Source organism: Ruegeria sp. CH8, from assembly GCF_056536985.1.
Window position 1 is genome coordinate 13,259 of sequence record NZ_JBQFQR010000013.1, and the last position, 26,332, is coordinate 39,590.

22 protein-coding genes are annotated in these 26,332 nt (G+C 59.1%); 6 read left to right on the forward strand and 16 right to left on the reverse strand.

Annotated elements, in window-relative coordinates; all coding sequences use genetic code 11:
- The first annotated feature begins 9 nt into the window (after positions 1 to 9).
- Positions 10 to 1,206 (forward strand): UbiH/UbiF family hydroxylase, encoded by a 1,197-nt coding sequence (locus ACR0ER_RS15230; protein WP_480769669.1) that lies wholly within the window; start codon positions 10 to 12, stop codon positions 1,204 to 1,206.
- Between the two features lie 22 nt (positions 1,207 to 1,228).
- Here ACR0ER_RS15230 and ACR0ER_RS15235 read toward each other — a convergent pair whose 3' ends face one another.
- Entirely contained in the window at positions 1,229 to 2,356 is a 1,128-nt protein-coding gene (locus ACR0ER_RS15235) for an aminotransferase class V-fold PLP-dependent enzyme (protein WP_480769670.1), read from the reverse strand.
- A gap of 233 nt (positions 2,357 to 2,589) precedes the next feature.
- Here ACR0ER_RS15235 and ACR0ER_RS15240 point away from each other — a divergent pair, with 233 nt between their 5' ends.
- Entirely contained in the window at positions 2,590 to 3,291 is a 702-nt protein-coding gene (locus ACR0ER_RS15240) for a GntR family transcriptional regulator (RefSeq protein ID WP_480769671.1), read from the forward strand.
- 6 nt (positions 3,292 to 3,297) lie between these two features.
- Here the strand turns inward: ACR0ER_RS15240 and ACR0ER_RS15245 are convergent, their stop codons facing one another.
- Together ACR0ER_RS15245 and ACR0ER_RS15250 are read right to left on the reverse strand one after the other, a co-directional pair.
- Complete coding sequence (locus ACR0ER_RS15245; protein ID WP_480769672.1) at positions 3,298 to 3,756, reverse strand: Lrp/AsnC family transcriptional regulator; 459 nt, start codon at positions 3,754 to 3,756, stop codon at positions 3,298 to 3,300.
- Positions 3,753 to 4,208, reverse strand: coding sequence for an Lrp/AsnC family transcriptional regulator (locus ACR0ER_RS15250; protein WP_480769673.1), 456 nt, complete (start codon positions 4,206 to 4,208; stop codon positions 3,753 to 3,755). Before ACR0ER_RS15250 ends, ACR0ER_RS15245 begins: the two co-directional genes overlap by 4 nt.
- Positions 4,209 to 4,339: 131 nt before the next feature.
- Here ACR0ER_RS15250 and ilvC point away from each other — a divergent pair, with 131 nt between their 5' ends.
- Both ilvC and ACR0ER_RS15260 read left to right on the forward strand, forming a co-directional pair.
- On the forward strand, positions 4,340 to 5,362 hold the full coding sequence (gene ilvC / locus ACR0ER_RS15255; protein WP_170331022.1) for a ketol-acid reductoisomerase: 1,023 nt from the start codon (positions 4,340 to 4,342) through the stop codon (positions 5,360 to 5,362).
- 77 nt (positions 5,363 to 5,439) lie between these two features.
- Complete coding sequence (locus ACR0ER_RS15260; protein ID WP_480769674.1) at positions 5,440 to 6,342, forward strand: DMT family transporter; 903 nt, start codon at positions 5,440 to 5,442, stop codon at positions 6,340 to 6,342.
- Here the strand turns inward: ACR0ER_RS15260 and glmM are convergent.
- The 8 genes from glmM to ACR0ER_RS15300 all read right to left on the reverse strand — a co-directional run bounded on the left by glmM (position 6,339) and on the right by ACR0ER_RS15300 (position 17,304).
- A complete protein-coding gene (glmM, locus tag ACR0ER_RS15265; protein ID WP_480769675.1) occupies positions 6,339 to 7,682 on the reverse strand; it encodes a phosphoglucosamine mutase in 1,344 nt (447 codons plus the stop codon). The two genes, ACR0ER_RS15260 and glmM, sit on opposite strands and share 4 nt — an antisense overlap.
- Positions 7,683 to 7,716: 34 nt before the next feature.
- Complete coding sequence (gene folP / locus ACR0ER_RS15270; protein WP_480769676.1) at positions 7,717 to 8,715, reverse strand: dihydropteroate synthase; 999 nt, start codon at positions 8,713 to 8,715, stop codon at positions 7,717 to 7,719.
- Positions 8,712 to 9,632, reverse strand: a complete 921-nt coding sequence (locus ACR0ER_RS15275) for a dihydroneopterin aldolase (protein WP_480769677.1) — start codon at positions 9,630 to 9,632, stop codon at positions 8,712 to 8,714. The genes folP and ACR0ER_RS15275 overlap by 4 nt, the downstream gene beginning before the upstream one ends.
- A gap of 281 nt (positions 9,633 to 9,913) precedes the next feature.
- The gene (locus tag ACR0ER_RS15280; RefSeq protein WP_480769678.1) at positions 9,914 to 10,555 is read right to left on the reverse strand and encodes a cell wall hydrolase; all 642 of its coding nucleotides are present in this window, start codon (positions 10,553 to 10,555) and stop codon (positions 9,914 to 9,916) included.
- 186 nt (positions 10,556 to 10,741) lie between these two features.
- Positions 10,742 to 13,282, reverse strand: a complete 2,541-nt coding sequence (locus ACR0ER_RS15285) for a putative PEP-binding protein (RefSeq protein WP_480769679.1) — start codon at positions 13,280 to 13,282, stop codon at positions 10,742 to 10,744.
- Between the two features lie 64 nt (positions 13,283 to 13,346).
- Positions 13,347 to 15,551, reverse strand: a complete 2,205-nt coding sequence (glyS, locus tag ACR0ER_RS15290) for a glycine--tRNA ligase subunit beta (RefSeq protein ID WP_480769680.1) — start codon at positions 15,549 to 15,551, stop codon at positions 13,347 to 13,349.
- Positions 15,552 to 15,560: 9 nt separating this feature from the next.
- Positions 15,561 to 16,775, reverse strand: a complete 1,215-nt coding sequence (gene gltS / locus ACR0ER_RS15295) for a sodium/glutamate symporter (protein WP_480769681.1) — start codon at positions 16,773 to 16,775, stop codon at positions 15,561 to 15,563.
- A gap of 7 nt (positions 16,776 to 16,782) precedes the next feature.
- Complete coding sequence (locus ACR0ER_RS15300; RefSeq protein ID WP_480769682.1) at positions 16,783 to 17,304, reverse strand: DUF6446 family protein; 522 nt, start codon at positions 17,302 to 17,304, stop codon at positions 16,783 to 16,785.
- A gap of 91 nt (positions 17,305 to 17,395) precedes the next feature.
- On the opposite strand from ACR0ER_RS15300, the gene ACR0ER_RS15305 reads away from it, so the two are divergent.
- Positions 17,396 to 18,028: a MarC family protein gene (locus ACR0ER_RS15305; RefSeq protein WP_480769683.1), complete on the forward strand. Its 633-nt coding sequence runs from the start codon at positions 17,396 to 17,398 to the stop codon at positions 18,026 to 18,028.
- An 8-nt stretch (positions 18,029 to 18,036) separates the two neighbouring features.
- Here ACR0ER_RS15305 and ACR0ER_RS15310 read toward each other — a convergent pair whose 3' ends face one another.
- Positions 18,037 to 18,966 carry a glycine--tRNA ligase subunit alpha gene (locus tag ACR0ER_RS15310; protein ID WP_480769684.1) on the reverse strand — a complete coding sequence of 310 codons (930 nt, stop codon included), beginning with the start codon at positions 18,964 to 18,966 and terminating at the stop codon, positions 18,037 to 18,039.
- A gap of 205 nt (positions 18,967 to 19,171) precedes the next feature.
- Between ACR0ER_RS15310 and ACR0ER_RS15315 the strand changes: the two genes are divergently transcribed.
- On the forward strand, positions 19,172 to 20,911 hold the full coding sequence (locus ACR0ER_RS15315; protein ID WP_480769685.1) for a serine protease: 1,740 nt from the start codon (positions 19,172 to 19,174) through the stop codon (positions 20,909 to 20,911).
- Positions 20,912 to 20,959: 48 nt separating this feature from the next.
- Here the strand turns inward: ACR0ER_RS15315 and ACR0ER_RS15320 are convergent, their stop codons facing one another.
- The 4 genes from ACR0ER_RS15320 to folE2 all read right to left on the reverse strand — a co-directional run bounded on the left by ACR0ER_RS15320 (position 20,960) and on the right by folE2 (position 26,241).
- Positions 20,960 to 22,534, reverse strand: a complete 1,575-nt coding sequence (locus ACR0ER_RS15320) for a thiamine pyrophosphate-binding protein (RefSeq protein ID WP_480769686.1) — start codon at positions 22,532 to 22,534, stop codon at positions 20,960 to 20,962.
- Entirely contained in the window at positions 22,534 to 23,982 is a 1,449-nt protein-coding gene (locus ACR0ER_RS15325) for a TrkH family potassium uptake protein (protein WP_480769687.1), read from the reverse strand. The genes ACR0ER_RS15320 and ACR0ER_RS15325 overlap by 1 nt, the downstream gene beginning before the upstream one ends.
- Before the next feature lie 50 nt (positions 23,983 to 24,032).
- The gene (locus tag ACR0ER_RS15330) at positions 24,033 to 24,860 is read right to left on the reverse strand and encodes a hypothetical protein (protein ID WP_480769688.1); all 828 of its coding nucleotides are present in this window, start codon (positions 24,858 to 24,860) and stop codon (positions 24,033 to 24,035) included.
- A gap of 277 nt (positions 24,861 to 25,137) precedes the next feature.
- A complete protein-coding gene (folE2, locus tag ACR0ER_RS15335) occupies positions 25,138 to 26,241 on the reverse strand; it encodes a GTP cyclohydrolase FolE2 (protein ID WP_480769689.1) in 1,104 nt (367 codons plus the stop codon).
- Between the last annotated feature and the right edge of the window lie 91 nt (positions 26,242 to 26,332).

The following is a 26,332-nucleotide window of genomic DNA, read 5'->3' on the forward strand; positions in this document are numbered from 1 at the left end:
ACCAAGGCCATGAAAGACAGCTGTGACATTCTGATATCCGGCGGAGGGATCGCCGGACTGACCGCTGCGGCGGCTTTTGGAACTGCCGGGTTCGACGTTGTATGCGTCGACCCCACTCCACCCATCACCGAGCGTGACGTGGACGGGTCCGACCTGCGGACCACGGCGTTTCTGCAACCGGCGCATGGGCTTTTGGAGCAATGCGGGCTGTGGAAACGGCTGGATGAATACGCCGCCCCCCTGCAGATCATGCGCATTGTCGACGCGGGCGGCGACGTGCCCGAACCCCGCGTGGTTCGCGATTTCAACGCTGCCGATATCTCGGAGCAGCCTTTTGGCTGGAACCTTCCCAACTGGCTGTTGCGCCGCGAGATGGTGGCCCGTCTGGCCGAATTGCCCAATGTCGATTTCCGCCCCGGTACCGGCACTGTCAGCCTGTTCACACGAACCGCCGAGGCCCGCGTGGGCCTGAGCGACGACAGCCGTATCCGCTGCAAGCTTGTGGTTGCCGCAGATGGGCGCAATTCACCGATGCGCGAAGCCGCGGGGATTAACGTACGCACCACGCGTTATGGTCAAAAGGCGCTGGCCTTTGCTGTGACCCATCCGATTCCACACGACAACGTCTCGACCGAGATTCACCGCTCGGGAGGGCCTTTCACACTGGTCCCCCTGCCCGACTGGCAAGGTCAGCCCTCCTCGGCGATTGTCTGGATGGAACGTGGACCGCGTGCTGTTGAACTGCTGAAAACTGAACCCGAGGCGTTTGAGGCTCTGATGACCGAACGGTCCTGCGGATTGTTCGGTCCGTTGAAACTGGCCTCACGCCGGACCATCTGGCCGATTATTAGCCAGTCGGCAGAACGGCTGTCGGGTGAGCGAATCGCCCTGATGGCCGAGGCCGCCCATGTGGTCCCGCCCATCGGCGCCCAAGGGTTGAACATGTCACTGGGTGACCTGCGCAGCCTGCTGGATCTGGCCCAAGCCCGCCCCGACGGTTTAGGCGATGCGCAGATGCTGGACGCCTACCACAAGGCCCGCCACACCGAGATTGAGATGCGGGTTAAAGGTATCGACCTGCTGAACCGCGCCTCAATGATCGAGACACGGCCTTTGCGCGATGCGCGGGCGATGGGGCTGAACGCGCTCTATTCCCTGCCGCCCGTACGTAAAACACTGATGCAGATGGGCCTCGGCGTTCGCTGAGGCCCCCAGATCACTCAGAAGATCACAGGACCTGATCCAGCACGCGTTTGAGGCGCGCGATTGTGGCGTCAACGTCATACAACTTGTCCAGCCCGAACAGGCCAAGACGGAAGGTGCTGAAACCTTCGGGCTCATCACATTGCAGAGGTACACCAGCGGCGATCTGCATCCCCAGCGCGGCAAATTTCTTGCCGTTCTGGATTTCAGGGTCCGAAGTATAGCTGACCACAACTCCCGGCGCGCCGAAGCCATCGGCAGCCACGGATACGATGCCCTTGTCCTTCAGCATCGCTCGCACACCATTGCCCAAAGCCCATTGCGCGTCACGCAGCTTTTCAAAGCCATACTCACGGGTCTCAACCATCGTATCCCGAAAGGCCTGCAGCGCATCGGTCGGCATGGTGGCGTGATAGGCATGCCCGCCATTCTCATAGGCCTGCATGATCTGACGCCATTTCTTCAGATCGACCGCGAAACTGTCGGATGTGGTCTCCTCCAAACGCGCCTCGGCCCGTTCGGACAACATGACCAGCCCTGCGCAGGGCGACGCGCTCCACCCTTTCTGCGGGGCTGAGATCAATACGTCCACACCCGTTGCCTTCATGTCGACCCAGGCGCAACCCGATGCAATGCAATCCAGCACCATCAGCGCACCAACCTCATGCGCCGCCTCGGCCATAGCCGTCACATAGTCGTCCGGCAGAATCAGGCCCGCAGCGGTTTCCACATGCGGCGCAAACACCACATCCGGACGTTGCTCTCGGATTGTTGATACCACTTCTTCGATCGGCGCCGGCGCAAACGGGGACGGGCTGGAGTTCCCGGTCTGCCGTGCCTTCAACACTGTGGCAGAAGCCGACAGCGTTGCGGATTCGATGATCTGACTCCAGCGGTAGGAAAACCACCCATTGCGCACAACCAACACATTGGCATTACCCGCGAATTGGCGGGCCACAGCCTCCATTGCGTAGGTCCCGCCACCCGGAATCACCGCAACGCCATCCGCGTTGTAAACATCCCGCAACATCGTCGAGATATCGCGCATAACGGTCTGAAACCGAACCGACATATGGTTCAAGGAACGATCCGTGAAAACGACCGAGAATTCCTCAAGCCCGTTGGGGTCAATGCTATCCAAAAGCGCCGGCATGATTTGTCCTTTCAAACAGTACTCGGGCAAGCTGAAATTAATGCCGAGATTGGTAACGCAGTTATCTTGCGCCGACAATTGACGCAACGGAACTTTATTTCCCCGTGAAAACCAGACCCAAAATTGCACTAATTGGCCACCTAAGTGACGCTAAGTAGTACCATCGCCCCTTTACACCCAGAGGTGTTTCTGAACAGATACATACACTTTGTAGAAGAAAGGCTTTACTTCACGTGACTGCTCAAAAGCGGATTAGTTTTCAGGTCGTACGGGACGAAGTTAAACGTCGTATTGAGAACCGAATTTGGCCACAAGGATCTTTACTGCCGACGGAAACGCAACTTGCGGAAGAATTCAATTGCGCACGCGCAACCGTGAACCGCGCACTACGCGAACTGGCTGAACAAGGATTTGTTGAACGCAAGCGCAAGAGCGGCACGCGGGTCAAAAAGGAACCCAGAAAACACGCGAAACTCGAATTTTCACTGGCGCGTCAAGCCGTAGAGAATCAGAATTCGACTTACCGCTATTCTCTGGTGGAACGGAACGTCGTGCCCAGCCCCGGTTGGCTGGCATCACAGCTTAGCGTTTCACCGGATGCGCGTGTGCTGCATGTGATCTGCATGCATTACGCCGACAACCGCCCCTTTCAGATGGAAGAGCGCTGGATCAACATCGACACTGTGCCCGAAGTGGAACAAGCCGACCTCAATGCACAGGGCCCGCATGAATGGCTGCTTAACATCGCGCCCTTTACAGAAGCCGAAGTTGCCTTTTGTGCCATTTCTGCCGACGGACGCCTTGCGGAGTTCATGGGAACAACAGCCGGGACCTCGATGATCCAACTTGAGCGAACAACCTGGAGAAATGGTGTGCCGATGACCTTCGCGCGGATGACCCACCATCCCGGGTATTGTATTCGCACCAAATACTGATCCCGGCTAGCCGATCGGACCGGGCAACCGCTCTTCGCTCAGCAAAACATTGGCTTCGACGTCGCCTGCGCCGGGTAAAGTCATGATCCGCCGCCGCAGAACCCGTTCAAAATCGGACAGATCGCGCGCCACCACGCGCAGGCGGTAGTCGTACAGGCCAAGTACGTGTTCGACCGTCTGAACTTCGGGAATCGCGCTGACCGCGCGTTCGAAATCTTCCAGACTGACCTGACCTTTACGTGCCAGTTTGACGCCCAGAAAGACCGTCACGCCGAACCCCAAAGATTCGGCATTTAGACGCAGGCGGCGGCCCCTGATGACTCCTGCTGTTTCAAGCCGCCTGATACGCCGCCAGGTCGCAGGCTGGGACAATCCAAGTTTCCGCCCCAGGGCACCGGCACTTTGCGTTGCGTCCTGCACCAGCGCGCGCAGAATTTGGCGGTCGGTGTCATCAAGCTCGATCATACCGGCAAGACCTCGTTGCGCTTTACCCGCGCGATATGCATCAGCGCCTCGATATCGGCGATATGTGGCAGGGTCAGGATACGGTCGCGGTAGATTTGCTGATAATGAGTCATGTCGCGTGCAAGGACCGAAAGACGTACATCCACCCGCCCCAGAAAGGTTTGGATCTCGATCACTTCGGACACTTCACGTGCAGCGACAGTGAATTCATCAAAGGCGCGGGGCTGGGTCTTGTCCAACGTCACGCGCAGCGAAACCTCGACAGCATATCCAAGCGCGGTCCAGTCAATCACAGCCTCCTGCCCCTGAATGACACCCGAGGCCTGCATCTTCTCAACCCGGCGCCAGCACACGCCCTGGCTGATCCCACATCGCTCGGCCAGTTCCGCCATCGAAAGGGTCGGCTCGGCCTGCAGATGACGCAAAACGCGCCGGTCCATGTCATCAAGCATGAATTCCACGCCTTTTTAGGTTAACGCGAATAACTTTTCATCTTTTTGATAAATACTCAATGCTTCAACGCTCGCCAACCACACCAGACCGAACTAAAAGCGCAGCAACCGTAACAGAAAGGACCGGAATCATGCGCGTCTATTACGATCGCGATTGCGACATCAACCTGATCAAAGACAAAAAAGTGGCCATCCTGGGCTATGGCTCGCAAGGTCACGCCCACGCGCTGAACCTGCGCGACTCGGGCGCCAAGAACCTTGTCGTCGCTCTGCGCGAAGGTTCCGCATCGGCCAAGAAAGCCGAAGCCGAAGGTCTGCAGGTCATGGGTATCGCAGAAGCAGCAGCCTGGTGCGACGTCATCATGTTCACCATGCCCGACGAACTGCAGGCAGAAACCTACAAGAAATACGTGCATGACAACATCAAGCCCGGCTCGGCCATCGCCTTCGCCCACGGCCTGAACGTTCACTTCGGACTGATCGAGCCGAAGGAAGGCGTCGACGTCATCATGATGGCCCCCAAAGGCCCCGGCCACACCGTGCGTGGCGAATACGTCAAAGGCGGCGGCGTGCCCTGCCTGGTCGCCGTCCACAACGACGCAACCGGTAAAGCGCTAGAAATCGGCCTGTCCTACTGCTCGGCCATCGGTGGCGGTCGTTCGGGCATCATCGAAACCAACTTCCGCGAAGAGTGCGAAACCGACCTGTTCGGTGAACAGGCCGTTCTGTGCGGTGGTCTGGTCGAACTGATCCGCTGCGGCTTTGAAACTCTGGTCGAGGCTGGTTACGCGCCGGAAATGGCCTATTTCGAGTGCTTGCACGAAGTGAAGCTGATCGTTGACCTGATCTACGAAGGCGGCATCGCGAACATGGACTACTCGATCTCGAACACCGCCGAGTACGGTCAGTACGTCACCGGCCCGCGTATCCTGAAATACGACGAGACCAAAGCGCGTATGAAAGAGGTTCTGAACGACATCCAACAGGGTAAATTCGTTCGCGACTTCATGCTGGAAAACGCTGTTGGTCAGCCGACCATCAAAGCGTCGCGCCGCGCCAATGACGAGCACATGATCGAGGAAACCGGTGCGAAACTGCGCGCCATGATGCCTTGGATCTCGGCAGGTAAAATGGTCGACAAGGAAAAGAACTAAACCTGAAAGTTCTTTACGAAGGGGCGGCCAATCGGCCGCCCTTTTTGTCTCAACAGCCCCTGAAACCAAGGCGCAACATGGTTGAACAACCCACTTCCCGCGATTGGAGCGGCGTTATTGCTCTGGGCCTCATCTGGGGCGGGACGTTCATGGTGGTTGCCATGGCGCTTGAGGGGTACGGGCCGGTCACCGTCGCCACCGCGCGCACCACCTTGGGTGCGCTGACCTTACTGGGGATGATGGCACTGACCGGGCGCAAGCTGCCGTCAGGCGACCTGAAGCTGTGGGGCTACATCGCCATCATTGGCCTGTTGTCCACGGCGCTGCCCTTCATGTTGCTGAGTTGGGGGCAACAATACGTGCCCTCAGCCTTTGCAGGCCTGTCGATGGCGGCCATTCCGCTGATGGTGCTTCCACTGGCGCATTTCTTTTCCGATGAGCCGCTGAACCTGCGCAGATTTCTTGGGGTCTCGCTGGGGTTTTGCGGTGCATTGGTGCTGATCGGCCCGGGGCTGGCGCAAATTGGACAGGGGGCGGAACCTTTGGCGCAACTGGCCTGTATCGGGGCTGCCGTGTGCTATTCCTGCGCTTCAATCTTTACCCGACGCTGTCCGCCGGTTGACCCTGTAGCTTTGGCCGCGTTGTCTCTGGTCGTCGGCGCGGCGCTTTTGTTGCCGATCATGCTGGTGACCGAAGGCCTGCCCCGCTGGGAGGGCACACGCCCCGGCCTAGCGATCATCGCACTGGGCCTATTGCCCACCGCCTTTGCCACTTTGCTGCGTGTTTCGATCATTCGCAGCGCCGGGTCTGTCTTCCTGACGCTGGTCAACTATCAGGTGCCGATCTGGTCGATGATCTTCGGCGCCTGGATTCTGTTCGAGGCGCTGCCGCTGCGGTTCTACATCGCGCTGACCATGATCCTGACCGGGCTGGCGATCAGCCAGTGGTTCAGTCTTCGAAAGATGCTGCTGGGGCGTTAACCTGCAACCGCCTCGACCTCGGCCACGATACCATCGACAACTTGCGTCAGCAGAGCGTCATCCTCGCATTCCGCCATCACGCGGATCAGAGGCTCGGTGCCCGATTTGCGGATCAGCAAACGCCCTTGCCCGTTCAGGCGCGCCTCGGCGTCGGCGATTGCGGCTTTAACGGTGCTATTCTCCAGCGGGGCCTGCCCGTCTTGATACCTCACGTTCTTCAGCAGTTGCGGCACGGTTTCGAACTGCACTGACAACTCGGAGGCTTTGCGGCCCGAAAGCACCATCTCAGACAGGAAATGCAGACCCGCCATCAGGCCGTCGCCTGTGGTGGCATAGTCGCTCATGACGATATGGCCAGACTGTTCTCCGCCCAGATTGAATCCGCCTTCGCGCATCCGTTCAACAACGTAGCGGTCGCCAACAGCCGTCCGCTCCAGCCGCAACCCTTGCGTGGCAAGGTGCCGTTCCAGCCCGAGGTTGGACATGACCGTCGCAACCAGAGCACCACCTTCCAGGCGATCGGCCTTGGCCCAGCTTGTCGCCAGCAGCGCCATAAGCTGATCCCCGTCAGCCACCTGCCCGTGTTCATCGACCATCACGACCCTGTCAGCGTCGCCGTCGAGGCAAATACCAACATCCGCGCCATGCGCCACCACCGTCTCAGCCGCCAGCTGAGGTTTGGTTGAACCGCAATTAAGGTTAATATTCTTACCGTTCGGCGCGATCCCGACCGGAATGACATCGGCGCCCAATTCCCAAAGAACCTCGGGCGCGGTGCGGTGTGCGGCGCCGTTGGCGCAATCGACCACCACTTTCAGACCGTCCAGACGCAGGTCGCGGGACAACGAAGACTTCACCCGCTCGCCATAGCGGAACCGCGCATCATCCACCCGGCGCGCGCGGCCGATGTTTTGAGCCTGCGCGGGTTTGACCCCCTCTTCAATCAGACGTTCGATTTCCAGTTCTGCCTGATCGGACAACTTGTACCCGTCGGGGCCGAAGAACTTGATGCCGTTGTCATCCGCCGGATTGTGACTGGCAGAAATCATCACACCCAGGTCCGCACGCATGGACCGGGTCATCAGCCCAACAGCAGGCGTTGGCACCGGGCCCAGCAACAGCACATTCATCCCGGTCGAGGTCAGACCCGCCGTCAGCGCGTTCTCCAGCATATACCCGGACAGGCGCGTGTCCTTGCCGATCACCACCCGGTGCGCGCCGGATTGATTGCGGCGGAAATAACGTCCGACGGCAGCGCCGATGCGCAGGGCCATCTCGGCCGTTATCGGATGGGTATTGGCGGTGCCCCGCACCCCGTCGGTTCCGAACAGCTTGCGCATCGTGTCACTCCGTAATTTCTTGCCTGCGACCGGATTACCGGACGGAAGCCCACAGACGCAAGGCCTGAGCGGTCTCAGGCACGTCATGAACCCGCAGGACTTGCACGCCCTGAGACAATCCTGCCAAAGCAACGGCTATTGATCCCGGCGCACGCGCGTCTTTGCGCGGTTCCTGTCCGATCTGCCCGATGAGCCCTTTGCGCGACACACCCAGCAGAATCGGACAACCGATTCCATGGAACAGGCTGAGATTTTGCAAAAGGGTCAGATTATGATCCTGCGTCTTGCCAAACCCGATGCCCGGGTCAATCACGATCCGGTCGCGGTTCAGGCCCAGTTGCACCAACTGCGCCACGATCCCCTGAAGGAAATCGAATACATCCAGCAGCACGTCGTCGTATTGCGGATCGTCCTGCATCGTGGCCGGATCGCCCTGCATGTGCATCACGCAGACCGGGGCATCGACCTCGGTGCAAAACGGAGCAAGCTTCGGGTCAAAGGTAAAGCCTGAGACGTCGTTGATCAGCCCCGCCCCCGCATCCCACGCCGCCCGCGCAACGCTGGCCTTGCGGGTGTCGATGGAGATCAGAGCCTGTGTGTTGGAACGGATGGCCTCGATAACAGGTCGGGTTCGTGCGATTTCTTCGTCTTCCGGCACGTAAGAGGCCCCCGGACGTGTCGACTCGCCACCGATATCCAGAATGCTGGCCCCATGCGCCACCATCTGTGCTGCCGCAGCAGCTGCCGCCTCGACCGAGTTGTGCACGCCGCCATCGGAAAAGCTGTCCGGTGTCGCGTTCAGGATACCCATGATCTGGGGTTGGTCCATCGCCAGTCCGGAGATTTCGGCCCGCGGCCCCGTCAGGCGGGCAAGCACATCGCCCGGAACGTCCTGCGCCGCAACAACCTTCGGGGCTTCTGTTCGCGACAGCCGTTCGGCATGTGTGAACCACAAAGTCTGACCGGCAAGAGGTGCTGCCCCGTCCGGGCGGGCCGATCCATGCTGCACAAGCGGTCGGAAGTACTCGGTCACAGTTGCGCCTGATCCACAGGAATGGCGCGCAGAGGCGTCTTCGGCGCAGTTGGTAAGGCACCGCCGATCACCATCATTTCGCTGGCCTCAAAGGTAGCCGCGAACCACGCGGCCAAGGCGACGGCGTCCGATGGCGCAGCCGAGGGACCATCAACTGCATCCAGTACGACTTTGGATGGTGCCCAGACGCAGATCTGGCCATTCTTCATCGCCCAGTCCAATTCGGTCCGTGTCGATACCACCACACAGCGATGGTCCCGCGCGGCCAGAACCCAAGCGTTCTGCTCAATCGCCAGTAAATCAATCCGGCGCTGCGTCATCACGTGACCGGTCTGAGGCACCGTCATATCAGCAGCGCCCACGCACAGGATCAGAGGACGCTGGCGGTTTTCCAACTGGTCGATCCACCCGGTCAGATTGGACGACGCAATGGCTTCATTCGACAGGAATACCAACCGCGGATGAGGGCGATCTTCCTCGACCACATCGTGATGGACGTTGTCCTTACCGCGCACAATCTCGACACCCAAAGCACCGGGGCCACGGTCCAGTTTTTCAATGCGTACAAAAGCTCTTACGGCCTGCGGCTCAAGCAAGATGCGTTCTGCGACCCGATCCGCGAGTGTCTCAAGCAGGTTCAGCCGCTCTGCCGCCAATTCATGAGCAATCGCTTCGGTTACGCGGTCGTAGGACAGAATACGATCCACGTCATCATCGATCGGGTCGGTCAACGGGCGCACTTCGACCACGATGTTAAAGCAGATGCGCTGAGTGGTTCCTCGTTCGGCCTGAAAAGCGCCGATCTCGACCTCAACGATATGGTCGCGCAATGAGATGCGATCCAGCGGACCGCGCGTTGCAGTCGCTTCGGACCGCTCGGACGGGTGCGCAAAGGCAAGACGGATTTCAGAGCTCATACGACAGACCTTTTCGGGCTTGGTGGGTTGATCAGCCAAAACTATAGGATGAGCGGGCGTATAACACCGCCTCAAACGCCATTCCAGACATCGAATGCGGCGTTGTATAGCGCGAGCCCAAAGAACTGCCTGCGGTGCACTATGCCCCGACATTTGACACCAGCCAAACCTGTCGGTCGATTTATGGAGAACTGCAAATCGTTGCAGGAATGACCTGAACGTCCGCAATTGGCCAAATTTTAGCACCCCGCGCTGCCAATCTAACAGCGCGGGTGTGCGATTTAGTTGCTCGCGGTTCGGTAATTGTGCCTGTAGAAGATATGTACACCAATTCGCGCCGTTTCCTTGTAAACGCGCGACCACGACGGGCGTACCGCCGTCGTATGGTAATGGGTGGCCCCTTCGGTCAGTTCCTTGGCGACACCATCAATCGCGGCACGCGCAACCTTGGACACCCGCTCATAGGCCTTTTTTTCGCGGATTACTTCTTTGTGGCCATCGCAGGTATAGGTGAATTGGCATTGATACTTCTTGCCAGTTCCTTGCTTGATTACTCCGCACAGTGAATTTGGAAAACGGCTGCTTTTGACGCGGTTCAGAATGACTTCGGCCACAGCGAACTGTCCCCGAACGCTTTCACCGCGCGCCTCAAAGTACAGCGCTTCGGCCAAACATTTGAAGTGTTCGTCTCCGGAAGCTGTGGGCTGTTGATCCAGCCAGTTCTTCGAATACGAAATTTCAACTGGCTCAAGCTTTTTGCGTGGCTTGAACAGATTCAGATAGTCGCGAAAATTCTGTCCGGGCAGTTCGCTCCGTGTAACAAGTTCGCGTTTCGTAGTATCGGTGGCTTCCTTTTCAGCGAAAGACACACTCGGCAGCACGGTTGCCGCCAATGTGGCAGCAGCCAGTATGTATCGTAGCATCAGATAACCTCGCACAGGCACAAATCGCGCCGTACCCTCCCCCGGCGGGCGCGACGAGGCATTTAGCGCAGTCCGGCGAAGACGTCTAGTTCCAACAAAAATGCAAGTGGAAAATCGCCCGTGAGGAAAATCAATTCCGGCACAAGGTTGCTCAAAAACCACTAATCCTAGGGCAAAAGGCCCCTGTCAACCCCCAAGTCTGGACGAAATCGCCAGTTGAGCGGAAGCCAGCCGAGCAACCGGGACCCGAAACGGAGAGCAAGACACGTAGTCAAACCCCAGATCGCGGCAAATAGCGATTGATTCGGGGTTTCCCCCGTGTTCGCCGCACACGGACAGGGTAACATCCGGTTGGGCCTGACGCCCGCGCTCAGCCCCCAGCTTCAACAATTCCCCTACTCCATCGGGATCCAGAACATGGAACGGGTCTTCGACGAACACGCCCTGACGCACATAAGCTGACATGAACCGGCCCGCATCGTCACGCGACAGGCCATAGGTCATCTGGGTCAAGTCGTTGGTACCGAAACTCAGGAACGACGTTTGCGGCGCGATCTCATCCGCCCGCAGACAGGCACGAGGGGTTTCGACCATAACACCCAAGCGGTATTCGAACTCTTCCCCGCGTTCGCTGGCGACCGAGGCAGCAACTGAGTCGATGCGGGATTTGACCAGCTCCACCTCACGCTTGGCAGAAACCAGCGGGATCATCACCTCGGGCACCACAGGGGCACCGTCCTTGCTGGCCTCAAGAGTTGCCTCAAAGATAGCACGAGCCTGCATGTCGTAGATTTCAGGCACGGTTACACCCAATCGAACCCCGCGCAGACCCAGCATTGGGTTGTATTCAGTCATCGCCGCGACGCGCCGTTCGACGTCAGAAACCGGCAAATCCAGCGCTTCGGCCAGTTCGCGTTGTCCGCTACGTGTGGTCGGCAGAAATTCATGCAACGGTGGATCGAACAGACGGATGCAGACGGGTTGTCCCTCCATGATCCGGAACAACTGCACGAAATCCTCGCGCTGCATCGGTAGCAGACGTTCCAGAACCGCCGCACGACCCGAAGAGGTTTGGGCAAAGATCATCTCGCGCATCACAATCAGGCGGCCGGGGTCAAAGAACATATGTTCGGTCCGGCAGAGGCCGATCCCCTGCGCCATAAAATTCCGCGCCGTCTGGGCGTCAGCGGGCGTATCGGCATTCGCTCGGATGGCGATGTCACGTTCGTCATCGGCCCATCCCATCAGCGTCTGAAAACAGTCATCCAGCGCGGCCTCAAGCATAACTGGTTGCCCCGCCAGCACTTGCCCCGAAGTCCCGTCGATCGTTAGTGTATCACCGGTTTTGAGCACCCGCCCATCCGGTGCCGTCAGCATCTTCTTTTTGGTTTGAAACCGCATTTCGGACGCGCCAACGATACAGGGCAGACCCAACCCGCGGCCAATAACTGCGGCGTGGCTGGTCATGCCACCTTTTTCTGTCAGCACCGCAACGGCCGCGTGCATCCCCCGCACGTCTTCGGGCGAGGTTTCGCGGCGCACCAGAATACAGGGCTCACCCCGTGCGGCGCTGGCCTGCGCTTCGGCTGAGGTGAACACGATTTTACCTGTCGCAGCACCCGGGCTGGCGGCGATACCGGTGGTCAGAACGTCCCTTCGGGCTTCGGGGTGAACCTGCCGGTGCAGCATCTCGTTCAACGAATGGGGATCGACCCGCATCACCGCCTCTTGCGGCGGAATGATTCCATCTTCGGCCAGCCGGACCGCAATCCGCAACGCAGCGCGCGCACTGCGCTGCACCCGCACGCCGTCCAGAATGTGAACGTGGCCGTTTTCGATCACGAACTCGACCTGCATTTCCTCGCGCAGTTTAGTGCGCATCAGCGCAGCATGGGACTTGAGGTTGGCAAAGGCCTCGGGCGCGACTTCTTCCAGCGACTTCCCGCGCGGGTCCTTTTCCAGATAGAGCGCCGCCACACCTTCACCCAGCGCATCGCGCCCCTGACTCTGGCTCAGGTACCGGCCGGTGATCTGCGGCAATCCGGTGGTCGAGTCGATCAATTGCAGCACGCCCGATCCGCATTCGCCCTGCCCAACACCGGGGATCATCTCTTGAATGACAAGCCCGAGCCCCGCATTCGCAGGCGCGCCCTTGGCCTGACGTAGCAACCGGGCCGAGGTTCCATCCCACGCCCGCGCCATTGATCGCAGCACGGCGATTAGCTGTTCTCCCCGGTCCTGCGGGAAGGCTTCGTCGGTCTCGTCCTCATAGGCCCGCAAGGACATGCGCAGCCCTTCGCTGCCATCCGCGTCGATATCGTCGAACACATCCGCGTCCAGACGGGCCACGTGGATGGCAAAACTCTGGACAAAGCGCAGATACAGTGCGGCGGCAGCCTCGTCACCCATCGATCCTGACAGGTCCAAATACCGCCCATCATTCATACCAATGTTAAGGATCGCACCCGGACCGCCCCAATCCGGGTCTTCAGAGCTGGGTCGCACACACAGTAGCGCGGTCTGATCGAACTGTTCGAGGATGGCCACGAGATCGGGCACATGGCCTTCTGCAATCCGATGAACCGCATCGAAGGAAAGCGCGACCGTTCGCGGCACCGGCAGGTCCAGACGGACCAGGCGTTGCAGGCATTTCGCCCGCCCGCCATGGGTGTTGGCGGTGACGGGCGCTTCGGACGTGATCAGAGTGGTATGTGGATTATTCTGCACTGCGGCACCTTTTGATTTGCACGCAGCATAAGCCCCTGCACCAATGGCGCAAGGGCGTTCTGGCTTAGCCTTCGATCTTGCTGAGATCCGCCACGCTGGAGCAAACCTGACGAATCTGGCTCAGCAGGTTAAGGCGGTTGCGGCGCAGGATATCGTTGTCTGTATTGACCTGAACATCCTCGAAAAACGCATCTACCGGACCACGCAGGGCAGCCATGGCTGACATGGCCGACGGGAAATCCTCGGATTTCAGGGCCGTGTTGATCTCTCCCTGCGCCCCGTCCAGAGCGGCAAACAGCGCCTTTTCACTGTCGGTCTCGGCGAACTTCACATCCGCACCGTAGGAGTATTCGACGCCGTCCTTCTCCTCGGCCTGCGTCAGGATATTGTTGGCGCGCTTGAACCCCTGCACGAGATTTTCACCATCCTCGGTCGCGATCACCGCATTCAGAGCCCGGGCGCGTTTGACCAGCAGGTTGAGGTCGTCATTGCCCTCCATCGCGATACAGGCGTCGATGATGTCGTGGCGGATGCCCTCGTCGCGGAGGAAGACCTTGAGGCGGTCGTGGAAGAACGAGAGGAGGTCAACAGACCTTGTATCGACCTTTCTGCCATCTACGATTTCGTAGCCGATACCAGAAACCGGGCCAACTAGCATAGCACCGCCACCGGTCTTTTCTCTAAATTCATCGACAGCTTGATCTTGGCTCTTTTGAACCACAGCAGCGATAGCTTCATTTATTTGCGCAAAATGGCTAGTTAGAAAGTCATGGAGTCTTAGTCGAACACTACTATCCAAAATCAACCGAATAACCCCCAACGCCGCGCGACGCAGGGCAAACGGGTCTTTGGAACCAGTCGGTTTCTCATCAATCGCCCAGAACCCGGTCAGCGTGTCCAGCTTATCTGCCAGCGCAACGGCCACGGAAACCGGCGCGGTCGGTACATCGTCTGAGGGGCCGAGCGGAGAGTAATGCTCCTCACAGGCCTGACCGATCTCTTCGGGCAGTTCAGCCGCAGCGGCGTAGTAGCGGCCCATCAGGCCCTGCAGTTCGGGGAATTCATAGACCATTTCCGAACATAAATCGGCCTTGCATCCCTGCCCCGCCAAAGTGGCCAGTGTTTTGTCGGCCCCTGTCGCGGCGGCCAGTTCACCTGCAAGATGCCCAATGCGAATAACCCGCTCGCCTTGCGAGCCCAGCTTGGCGTGGAAGGTTACATTGTTCAGGCGGTCAACCCACGGCTCGAACCCATGTTTCTTGACCACACGCAGGTCGTTCTCCCAGAAAAACTTCGCATCGGCCAAACGCGCCGACAGTACCTTTTGGTTGCCCGCCAGAATGGTCGCGCCATTGTCGGCGGTTTCGCGGTTGGCGACGGTGATGAAACGTTCAATCCGGCCGGTCTTGGAATTGCGGACCGAGAAAAACTTCTGGTGTTCTTTCATCGAGGTCTGCAACACCTCGGGCGGCAGGTCCAGGAATTCGTCGTCGATCTGCCCCATCAGCACCACCGGCCATTCGACCAGTCCGGCAACCTCAGCCAGCAGGCCCTTGTCCTCGACTACTTCCAGACCCGCGGCAAAGGCCATGTTCTGGGCGTCGTTCCAGATATGCTCGGCCCGGTCGGCTGGGTTCAGCACCACAAAGGCGCGCTTCAGCTTGGCCGCGTAGTCGTCGAACGACGTAACCGAGAACCGGTTCGGAGCCATGAAGCGGTGACCTGCGGTGGTGTCACCGGATGTGATGCCATCGACATCAAGCGGCACGACCTGCGCACCGGCCTCGTCGGTCAGGATGCACAGGATCGAATGCAACGGACGCACCCAGCGCAGAGGACCACTGCCCCAACGCATCGACTTTGGCCATGGGAAGTTGCGGATAGTGGCCTCAAGCACCTCGGCAACGATTTCAGCAGCCGGACGGCCAGCTTTCTCGATGGTGGCAAAGTAGACCGCGCCTTTAGGCGTGTCGCGTTCTTCCAATTGATCGCGGGTCAGGCCCGCGCCGCGCAGAAATCCTTCGATGGCCTTGTCCGGTGCGCCAACTTTCGGCCCTTTGCGTTCCTCGCGGATCGTCGGGCTTTCTGCCAGCAGGCCTTCGATCGCCAGCGTCAGGCGGCGCGGCGTGGTCAGGGCGGCAGCCCCGGCATAGGTCAAGCCAGCCTCGACCAAACCATCGGTGATCCGCTTTTTCAGGTCCTCGCCCGCGCGGGTCTGCATACGGGCGGGGATCTCCTCGGAAAACAGTTCGATCAGCAGGTCGGGCATTTTCGGTCCTTAGAAATTTACGATCGTCTGAATGACGATGGCATTGGCGATATCCACAAAGAAGGCGGATACAAGGGGCAGCACGATAAAGGCAATAGGCGACGGGCCATATCGCTTGGTAACTGCGGTCATATTGGCGATAGCGGTCGGCGTCGCACCCAAAGCAAAGCCGCCAAACCCGGCAGACAGAACGGCCGCACGGTAGTTGCCGCCCATCACCGGGAACAGCACCCAAATCACGAACGCCACGGCAAACAGGGTCTGCGCAGCCATGATGACGCCGATGGCCAGTCCCAATTCGGCAATGGTCCAGAGTTGCAGGCTCATCAGCGACATGGCCAGAAAGGCACCCAGCGAGAATTCCGAGATCAGCGCCAGTGAGGGCGTTCGCGAAACTGGTGGCGCCTTGGGTGCCAGAACCGCACGTAAGTTGGCGATAATAATCCCCATGATCAGGCAGGGCACGAATACCGGCAACATCAATCCGGCGGCTGCGATTGCCTGATGTAAGACGTAACCGAAGATGATGGCCAAATTCAGATGCAGCAGGACGCGCATGATGGTGAGATGATCGATTTTGGCCTCAGCCTCAGTCGCATCGTCCGGCAGTCCGACCGTGTGCTCTTCATCAGGACGATCCGGGGTCAGGTTTTTTCCTTCGATCAGCAATCGGGCAATTGGTCCGCCAACCAATGCCGCAAGCACGAGGCCGAGCGTCGCCACAGCCACGCCGAGTTCTGTCGCACCGTCCAATCCAGTGACCGCGCCAACCTCGGGGGCCCAAGCGATAGCGGTGCCATGCCCTCCGATCAGAGAAGCCGACCCAAAAAGAACTCCCGCCTGTGCCGGAAAGCCAAAGGCAACCGCACCGGCAGCACCAACGACATTCTGGGCAACAATTGTCACCAACGTCAAAATGAGAAGCAATAGCAGAGGCTTGCCTCCGGAAATCAAATCTGCCAGCCGCGCGTTCAAACCGATCCCGGCAAAAAACACAATCAGCAGGAAATCCCGAGAGGCGAGATCGAAGGTCAGCTCAATCCCGACCACGAGATACAGAAACAGCACAACGAGAGAGGCCAGTAACCCGCCGGTAACTGGCTCGGGGATATTGAATTGACGAAGCAGCGCGACGCGGGCGTTGATCTCGGCCCCAATCAGGTAGACCGCAATTCCAAGTGTAGCGGTCAGAAAATTGGGAATATGGATCGCTGCGTCGGTCATGTCGCCCTCAGTTTTCGGGCCGGGGCGGGCATTCCTCGCCCACAACCGTTCCGTCATAGGCCTTTTCACCGCAATTGTTCAGCGCGTGCCAGACATAGCCCTTGCCGTCACTGGTAACCGCGACAATGCGGTCGACGCCATAGTGGATATTCTTGGTCCCCAAGAACGCCTGTGCCTGCCCGGATTTCAACGCTTCGGCAATTGCGACAGCATCATAGCAGTCAAACCATCCCGGCGCGGTCAGCGGCTCGGGGTTTTCTACCCGTCGGAACGCCGCCAGATCCTCGGCTGTCAGGTCGGTTTCAAAACACGCCCGGTACCGGATCGGTGAGCTATCGGCATCAATCGCCTGAAACGCCGAGTACGGGATTGGCCGCGGGTCCTCTGCCCCTTCGACCACCAAGGACACATCCTGACCCGGCTGACGTTCAACATCGTAATAGAACCCATAGACCTGCAAGTAATACATGCCGACACCGGCCACGGCCGCAGCTAGGACAAGGATGATTGCAAGCAGTTTTCCGGTCATCTTTTGAACATCCTGATCACGCGGCCTCTTTCAACTTTATTGAAAATAGGCCAGTTTCCATACCGATACGGGCCGGAATGAGGTTATTGGAATGGACATGACCCTTGCCGTTGGGTTCTTCGGCGCACTGTTTGCGATCATGAACCCGATCACCAACCTGCCCGTTTTCCTGAGCGTCACCGATGGCCTGACACCCGCCGACCAGCGCAAGGTCGCGGCGAAAACGGCGACCTATTGCCTGATCCTTGGTGCGGCGTTCGCGGCCATCGGCAACCAGACGCTGGGCCTGTTCGGGATCAGCGTGGACGATCTGCGCGTTGCAGGCGGCCTTGTCGTTCTGATGATCGGCCTGAACATGCTGAGCGGTAAAGAAAGCACGACGCATCACGGAACCGAGGGGGAAAAACAGGACTACCCCGAACCCGCCACGGTTGCCTTCTACCCGCTGGCCTTCCCCATTCTGGTCGGCCCCGGCACGATCACAACACTGATTCTGTATGCGCACCATATTTCCAAGCCCATGGACGCCATTATTTATGCAAGCGTTTTCCTGGCCGTTCTGTTTCTGCTGTTCATTACTTTCTGGAACGCATCTGCTTTGGCCAAGCGATTGTCGTCCAACGCACGCGTGATCATGAGCCGCTTCATGGGCATGATCCTGTCGGCCATCGCCATCAGCATGATCGCTGATGGCCTGAAAGTGTTGTTGCCCGGATTGGCCTGAGCGCCCCATCAGGCCTCGAACCCGGCAGCCTCGGTCAGCAGGAACGCATCCGCGCATTGTTTGGCCAGCGCCCGAACCCGGCCAATATAGGCCTGACGTTCGGTCACCGAGATCACACCACGCGCATCCAACAGGTTGAACACGTGGCTGGCCTTGATGCACTGGTCATAAGCGGGATGCGCCATGACGATGCGCTTGCCGGTTTTGGGGTCGTCATGTTCCTGCGCTAAAATGGCGGCGCATTCGGTCTCGGCCTCTTCGAAATGGCGCAGCAGAACTTCGGTGTTGGCCACGTCAAAGTTCCAGCGGGCGTATTCCTCTTCGGTCTGCTTAAAGATGTCGCCATAGCTCAGCGGGCCAGGCGATTGCGGGTCGTTGAACGGCATGTCCATCACGTGGTCGATGCCAAGCACATACATCGCCAGCCGTTCCAGACCATAAGTCAACTCACCCGAAACCGGCGCGCAATCATGGCCGCCAACCTGTTGGAAATAGGTGAACTGGCTGACTTCCATACCATCACACCAGACTTCCCAACCCAGCCCCCAGGCACCCAGCGTCGGGCTTTCCCAGTCATCCTCGACAAACCGGATATCGTGCAAGTTCATGTCGATGCCGATCGCCTCAAGGCTACCCAGATACAGGTCCTGCAGGTCCGGCGGGCTGGGTTTGATCAGCACCTGATATTGATAGTAATGCTGCAACCGGTTCGGGTTCTCGCCATACCGCCCATCGGTCGGGCGACGCGACGGTTGAACATAGGCCGCAGCCCATGCCTTGGCCCCCAAAGCGCGCAAAGTGGTCGCTGGGTGGAACGTCCCTGCCCCAACCTCCATGTCGTAAGGCTGCAGAACGGCGCATCCCTTCGAGGCCCAATAGGTCTGGAGACGCAGGATAATTTCCTGAAAAGAACGTGGTGCGCTGGACGGTTCGGTCATGACATTCCCTTTGGGCACATCCGCGCCCGGTTCCGGTCGGTTTTGTCCTTCCTATGCAAGGGGCCAAGGGGCGTCAACGGGCCAATGAGTACCGGCTGTCACTGCACCGCCACACTGGAAATTCCCCGTACTGCGGGCATGGCTTTCCGCGCCTCAAATCGCGTAATCTGCGGAAAAGCCAAAACACTGCGGATACGGGCAGACTATGACACGAGTAATTACTGCAATTTTGTTTCTATTTCTCTTCGGCACACGCGCCGTCTATGCACAGCAGGAGGCAGGCGTCTGGGTTCAGGTCGAAGCCCGCCCAACGCTGCGCCAAGCGCAAGAGCGGGCGCAGGCCTATGCGAATGCATTGCCCGACGTGAATGGATTCCGCCTGAACTCTGGCTGGTATGCCATTGTTATTGGGCCATACTTACGCAGCGACGCCGAACAGGTTCTGCGCGTTTACCGGGCCGAGGGCCAGATCCCGTCGGACAGCTATATTGCGTTCTCAAACTCTCTGGGTCAGCAGTTCTGGCCCGTTGGATCAAGCTCAGTGGAACCGGGCGCGGTGAACCCGCCCGTTGAACCCACACCGCAACCTGACCAATCTACCGCCGGGCTGACCCCGCAGCCTTCGGACGAAACGCGGTCGCAGGCTCTGCAATCGGAACGTCTGCTGACGGCGCAAGAGCGCAAGAATCTGCAAACCGCCCTGCAGGCAGCAGGGTTTTACAATTCGACCATTGATGGCGCCTTTGGTGCAGGTACCCGGCGATCGATGGGCGACTGGCAGCGGTTTAACGGCTATGAACCCACTGGTGTCCTGACCACGGCCCAGCGTTCGGCATTGATGGATGACTATAACGCGCCGTTGATCAGTGTTGGCATGAAGCGCCATTCAGACACGCAGGCTGGCATCGATCTGGACCTGCCGTTGGGCGTCATCGCCTTTGACCGTTATGAGGCCCCCTTTGCGCATTTCAATGGCGCAGGTGACCTGAACGCCAAGGCGTTGCTGATCAGCCAACAAGGCAACAAGGCCACGCTGCGCGCGCTGTATGAAGTGATGCAATCGCTGGAGATTGTGCCTCTGGACGGTCCGCGCCAACTGCGCGGCGATCGTTTCACGCTGGAGGGTCGCGGCAACGGGATCGTGTCCTACACCGAAGCGGCGCTGAAAGACGACCAGATCAAGGGCTTTACGCTGGTCTGGCCCGAAGGTGACGAGGCCCGTCGCGCGCGGGTTCTGGCCGCGATCAAGGCCAGCTTCTCCACCAACGACGCCGTACTGGACGCCGGTGCGGGCGCGGATGCCGATCAGCAGATCGATCTGGTCTCGGGCCTGCAGGTGCGCAAACCTCGCCTTTCTCGCTCCGGGTTCTTCACCGATGCAAACGGCACGGTTCTGACCGTATCTGAGGCCACGGACAGCTGCACCCGGATCACGCTAAACGACGATCAAGAGGTCCAGGTTGCCCTGGTAGATTCCGATCTTGGTGTGTCGGTACTTCGCCCCAGCCGCAACCTCGCACCGATCAACATTGCCGAGTTCAGCACTGACAAACCACGTATTCAATCTGAGGTCGCAGTTTCAGGGTTCTCGTATGAAGGTGCATTGGGCGCCCCGACTTTGACATATGGCCAGATTAGTGATGTGCGCGGTCTTAACGGTGAAGACGGTGTGAAACGCCTGGCATTGGTGGCGCTGCCCGGAGATGCCGGCGGACCGGTTTTCGACGACAAAGGACAGGTTGTCGGTATGCTGCTGCCCACCCCGACCGAAGGGCGTACCCTACCCGCTTCGGTCAGTCTGGCAGCATCGACGGACCGCTTGAATGAAGCTCTGGAAAAGGCTGGTGTGTCCGGTCAGCCCAGCCAGTCCACTGCGGAAATCTCACCCAATGAGTTGAGCCGACGGGCCAACGGAATGACCGTTCTGGTGCATTGCTGGGACTAAGCTGACCTGAAAAACGAAAGACGCCGCCCCTTCGGGCGTTTTTTCTTGCTAGATGATGTCCGGCGTTATCCGGATCAGCGTTGGAACCGGGGCATGAAACGCGGCTTCCACGGCCGCCTGCATCTCTTCCAGATTACCCGGGGCGGCAGACAAGGCCCCGAAGGCTTCGGCCAGTTTGCAGAAATCGGGATTGTGGGCCACAACGGCGTTGGGGGCGATCTGGCCACGGACCATGCTGTCTTCGATCTCTTTCAGCTTACCGTTGTCCCACAGGATGATCGGCAGAGACAGACCCAGCTCAACCGCCGCGCCAAGCTCCATCATCGTGTATTGAAACCCATAGTCCCCTGCGATCACAGCAGTGGGTTTACCCCGGCGCGCGACCGCGCCCCCTATCCCGGCTGGCAGCGCATAGCCCAGCGTGCCGAACCCTGTCGGGTGGTGCCAGTGATACGGATAAGCCATGTCCCAGACCTCTTTGGCGACATAGGCGAACTGGGTCATGTCTGAATAGATCATCGTGTCCGCTGGCATGGCCGCGCGCAGGGCATCCAGCACCGGCACGATCCCGGGACGTTCGGCATCGGATTCGGCGCGCCAGCGTTTACGGGCCTCGGCGACCTCTTCCACGCTCCAGCCGGTCGCCGTTTTCACAGAGTCAATTGAAGCCCATAGAGCATGGGCAAAGCTCTCACCATCAACCTGCAATTTGATCCCCGCGCGGTGACGGTCGGACAGAACCTGCGGATCCAGGTCGACCCGCACCAAATGAGAGGAATGCCCCAGCGTGTCGCGCCAGAGGTCAACCTCACCCAGTTCTGCCCCCACAGCGACCACAAGATCGGCAGAGCCTATCACGTCAGCACTGCCCGGGCGTGGCAGCGTGGCGCCGTAATCCAACGCATAGCCAAGCCCCGCCATTCCGCGACCGGCATAGGTGGTGAAACACGCGGCCCCCAACTGCGTCAAGATTTGCCGCCACAGATTGGACCGCGCCCCGCCACCCAGAATGAACAGCGGCCTGTTCGAGATATTCAGCAAAGACATGAGCGGCGCCAGATCAGGCGGCACCACTTTGGACCGCAAACCGGGCTGATTGGGAAACGGTGCCGGGTCTGCCTCGGCCTCAAGGCGCGAAATCGGCACCTGAATGTGCTTGGGGCGCGGACGCGAGAGCTCGAATTCTTCAAAGGCACGTTCGACCAGCCCATAGGCCGCCTGTGCGGTGTTGGCCTGGTAAGACCAGTCCGTCACGGTTTCAGCAGCACCGCGTTGGTCTTTCATCTGGTGCAACTGACCTTGCATCGCGTCGGTCTCGTCCAAACAGGACGACATCACAAGCATCGGCACAGAATCCGTGTAGGCCTGCCCCATCGGGGTCATGGTGTTACACAGCCCCGGCCCGGTGATCACGTAAGCCACTCCCGGCTTGCCGGTCGCACGAGCATAGCCGTCGGCCATGAACCCGGCCCCTTGTTCGTGACGGGCCAGCACATGTGTGATGCCCGCCTCTTCGATGCCCCGATACATTTCCTGATTGTGAACGCCGGGAATGCCGAAAATCACGTCAACGCCCCGGTCTTTCAACATGTGCGAAATCTGGGCACCCAGAGGTCTTTTCATCAACTTCTCCAGAATTGGACAGTAAACAGCGCGTAGACGGCCAACAGTTCCAGCCGCCCGACCAGCATACCGATGGACAGCAACCACTTGGCCGTATCGCTCAGCCCGGCAAAGTTGCCCGCAGGACCTATCTGATCCCCCAGCCCCGGCCCCACATTGGCCAGCGCCGTCGCCGCGCCCGAGACGGACGTGATGAAGTCCAGCCCCGTCAGCGCCAGCGCCCAGGCCAGTACCCCCATCGACAGCACGAAGAACATGAAAAAGCTCATCACCGATGTCAGAACGTCTTGCCCAATCGTGCGCCCGTCATAGCGTGGTTTAAACACGCCATGCGGCGACCGGATGCGACTGATCTGGGTTTTGATCGAGGCAAACAACAGCTGATAACGGAAGATCTTGATGGAACAGGCAGTCGAGCCCGCGCACCCTCCGATCAGGCCAATCAGGAAGAACAGCATGACCGGAAAACTTCCCCAGGTCATATAGTTGACGCTGGCATAGCCGGTGCCGGAAATGATCGAGGTGATGTTGAACAGCGACTCTCGGAACGCCTGCTCCCAATGATGCGGAAAGACCGAGATCAGGAATACCGCCATGACCAGAACTAGTACCAGGATCGTCGCCAGAAAGGTCTTGATCTGACTGTCTTGCCAAAGGGAGCTCGTATTACCATTGGCGAACTGAACGTAGCGTACGAACGGCAGGGCCGCGAGGATCATGAACACCGCTGCCGCGTATTCGGTTGGTCCTGTAAACACTGCAAAAGACGAATCGTAGTTCGCAAAACCACCCGTCGCTATGGTTGTCATCGCGTGCACGATGGCGTCGAAAAAGCTCATCCCAAGACCGGCGTAAACCAGTGCGCAGACAAAGGTCAGAAAGACGTAGATCAGGGAAATCTGGCCCGCGATCTCTTGCGCCCGCGGCAGGATTTTCCCCATGGTTTCAAACCCTTCCGAGCGGAAGATCTGCATCCCACCGACCCGAAGTTCGGGTAGGAACACCATCGCTACAACGATAATGCCAATCCCGCCCAGCCATTGCAGCACGCCCCGCCACAACAGCAACCCCTGCGGCAGCGTATCAAGACCAGATATAACGGTTGAGCCGGTGGTGGTCAGGCCCGACATCGCCTCGAAATACGCGTCGACAAAGCGCAGCTCGGTCGCACCAAACAAGAACGGGATAGCGCCAAAAAGGGGCAACGCCACCCAGACGCCAGTGGTCAGCAAAAAGGTCTGACGGATCGTCAGACCTTCGCCCACCCCGTTTGAGCAACTGATGGACAGGACAACGCCCGTCAGCATGGTGATTACGCCGCTTTCCAGAAACACGTGCCACTCGCCCCGACCTTCTATGAGATCCGCAAGCATGGGCAGCATCATGGTCGCCCCAAGAATGGCGACCAACAGGCCAATCACATATCCAACCGGGCGCATGTCCGTCATGAGGCGCAGCGTTGGCGCGCCTGCACGACGGTGTCAAGCGGATGTCCCGTTTACTCGTCCGTTTTGATGACGGGTGTGGGCATCGCGGGCGGCTTCGAAGGCGTGCGAGTCCGGCGTTGCGGTGCCGCAGGCTTGGCCTCGGCCTTGGGGGCTGCAGGCTTAGACGCGGGCGCAGCGGGTTTGGCGACCTCAGCCTTAGGAGCTGCTGTTTTTGCAGCCTGCACCTTGGGCGCTGGTTTGGCGGCCGTTTTGGTCGCCGCAGGTTTCGCTGGGTTCTTTGCAGCTGCGGGTTTGGCCGCAGATTTAGGCGCAGCGGATTTGCGCGATGCGGCTTTTGCCGGAGCCGTGGTCGCTGCCGGTTTTGCCACCGCTGGCTTGGGCGCTTGCGTCTTCGGCGCGGGCGTGGCGGCTGCGGTCTTTGGTGTCGCCGCACGACGAGCGCGGGTTGCCGGCTTAGGCGCGACAATCTCTGCAGGCTTCGATTCTTGCGATTTTTCTGCATTGACGGGCTTGGATGCCGCCGGAGTGGTCGCTTTCTTGGCCGGAGTGACCGTTGTTTTAGCCACAATCGGTTTGGGCGATTCGGCCTTCGGCGTTGCCGCCGCTTTCGCACGCGCGACCGGCTTAGCCTTCGGTGTCGCCGCAGATTTGGGTTTAGCGACGGGCTTAGTATCTGGCGTGTTGGACTTGAACTCCGGCTTCGGTGTAACCAGCGCAGGTACCGCAGATGACGCATGCAGCGCATGCATAGGGGCAAACGGCAACTCCATGGCCGAGCTTGCCAGAATTTGCATAATCTTCAGTTGGTTGCTAACCGCATAGCCGGCCATGCGAATAGCCGCTGCCTGAAACTCAAGCGGCTGGGTAATCGGGTTCATTAGTCGTTTCTCCTGTGAAAGCGATGCAACCTTCAAAGGGAAGAAGCACCCTGCTCCGCCCTGATGACTCGGGCGGACTGCTAAGGTCTGAAGTCCCGGGGCGTCTCACGTCTCGGCTTCCTCTCAGTGCGGCAAGGCGGCTTAAACACGCGCCTGCCACGGCTGCAATCACCGTTACTTTACGTCAAAGAACGTGCTGCCGCAGCATTTTTTGCTGCGTTGCGGCGAAAGTTCGCCATTTCGTCCAATTTTCGAGACTTCGAACGCCGCTTCTCAGTCACCCGATGTGAAAAAGAGTCGAGAACAAACGCGGGTCCAGACTGGCTGAAACGAAGGTCGGGCCTTCGGTCAGAACAGACACCGCATCATGGCTGTGCAGGCTTTCCTGATGGCTGGCGATCACTCGAAAATCACCAATGTGATGATCGGCAAGCAGTTCAGCACAGAACAGGCGAGCAGCGTCCTCGACAAAGATCGGGTTGGCTGCGTTCAACTCCGCAAAAGCTTGCTCGTCCTCGCGCTTGACCATTACCTGCGTTTCCGTCGGCACGGCGCGGCGGCAGAGCGCGATCAAATCTTCGAACCACAGGCAATCGGCCTCGCAATCGACAACAACCGAAATGCGCGCGACGGAGCGTTGCGAATGCGGCGTCGCCAACTGCCCGCGCGTGGACCGTGCATGTTCGCTCAGCTCCAGCGAGCATGGGCAGGTCGACGAATAGACATAGTCCAGATGCATGATCTTCTGACGCACGCCATTCTGTTCGACCAGTTCCAGCGCGATGTCGTAATACTGGTAACCCTCCAGACCAGAACGCAGGCTTTTCACACGAACCGGATAGGAAAACCGCATCTGGATACGCGCATCAAAGCTGTCCAAATCGGTCAAATAGTCATTCAGCGCGGCTTCCATGACCTCAAAGCTGAACGTGCGCTCGGCATGTTTGTAGAACGAGCGCATGATCCGGGACATGTTGATGCCCTTCTTTTCAGCCTCAAGGCTGACCGTCCCGGTAACGGATGTCTCCAACGTCAGGTCGTCACCTTCCTTGCGGTGAAACCGGATCGGCAGGCGGAAATTCGAGATACCGACATGCTGAATCTGCTGTTTTGCTCCACGGATCAGGCTGGACGGGCCGTTCTGTAGATCCGGCAAGGTCGCGCGATATGCAGCATCGACTTTGAACCCGTCTGGATACTCACGAGACAACGTCGGGTAATTCGTCGGAACCAACCCCGGCACAAGACGTGCGATGGCGGGATCAAGTTGGCTGATCTCGGCCTCAGTAACGGTTTCGGCCCATTTGCGCAGCGTTTTCAGCGCGGCGGCGGCCTCATCATGGTCAGGTGCGTCATCAATGCTGCGGGGGTGCACGTTCATCGATAGGGGCTCCTCGGGTTGGTCGCCGGACTATATACAGCTTCGGCGCGTTTTCCAGTGTAACTGTATACGCGCCGAAACACAGCCCGGA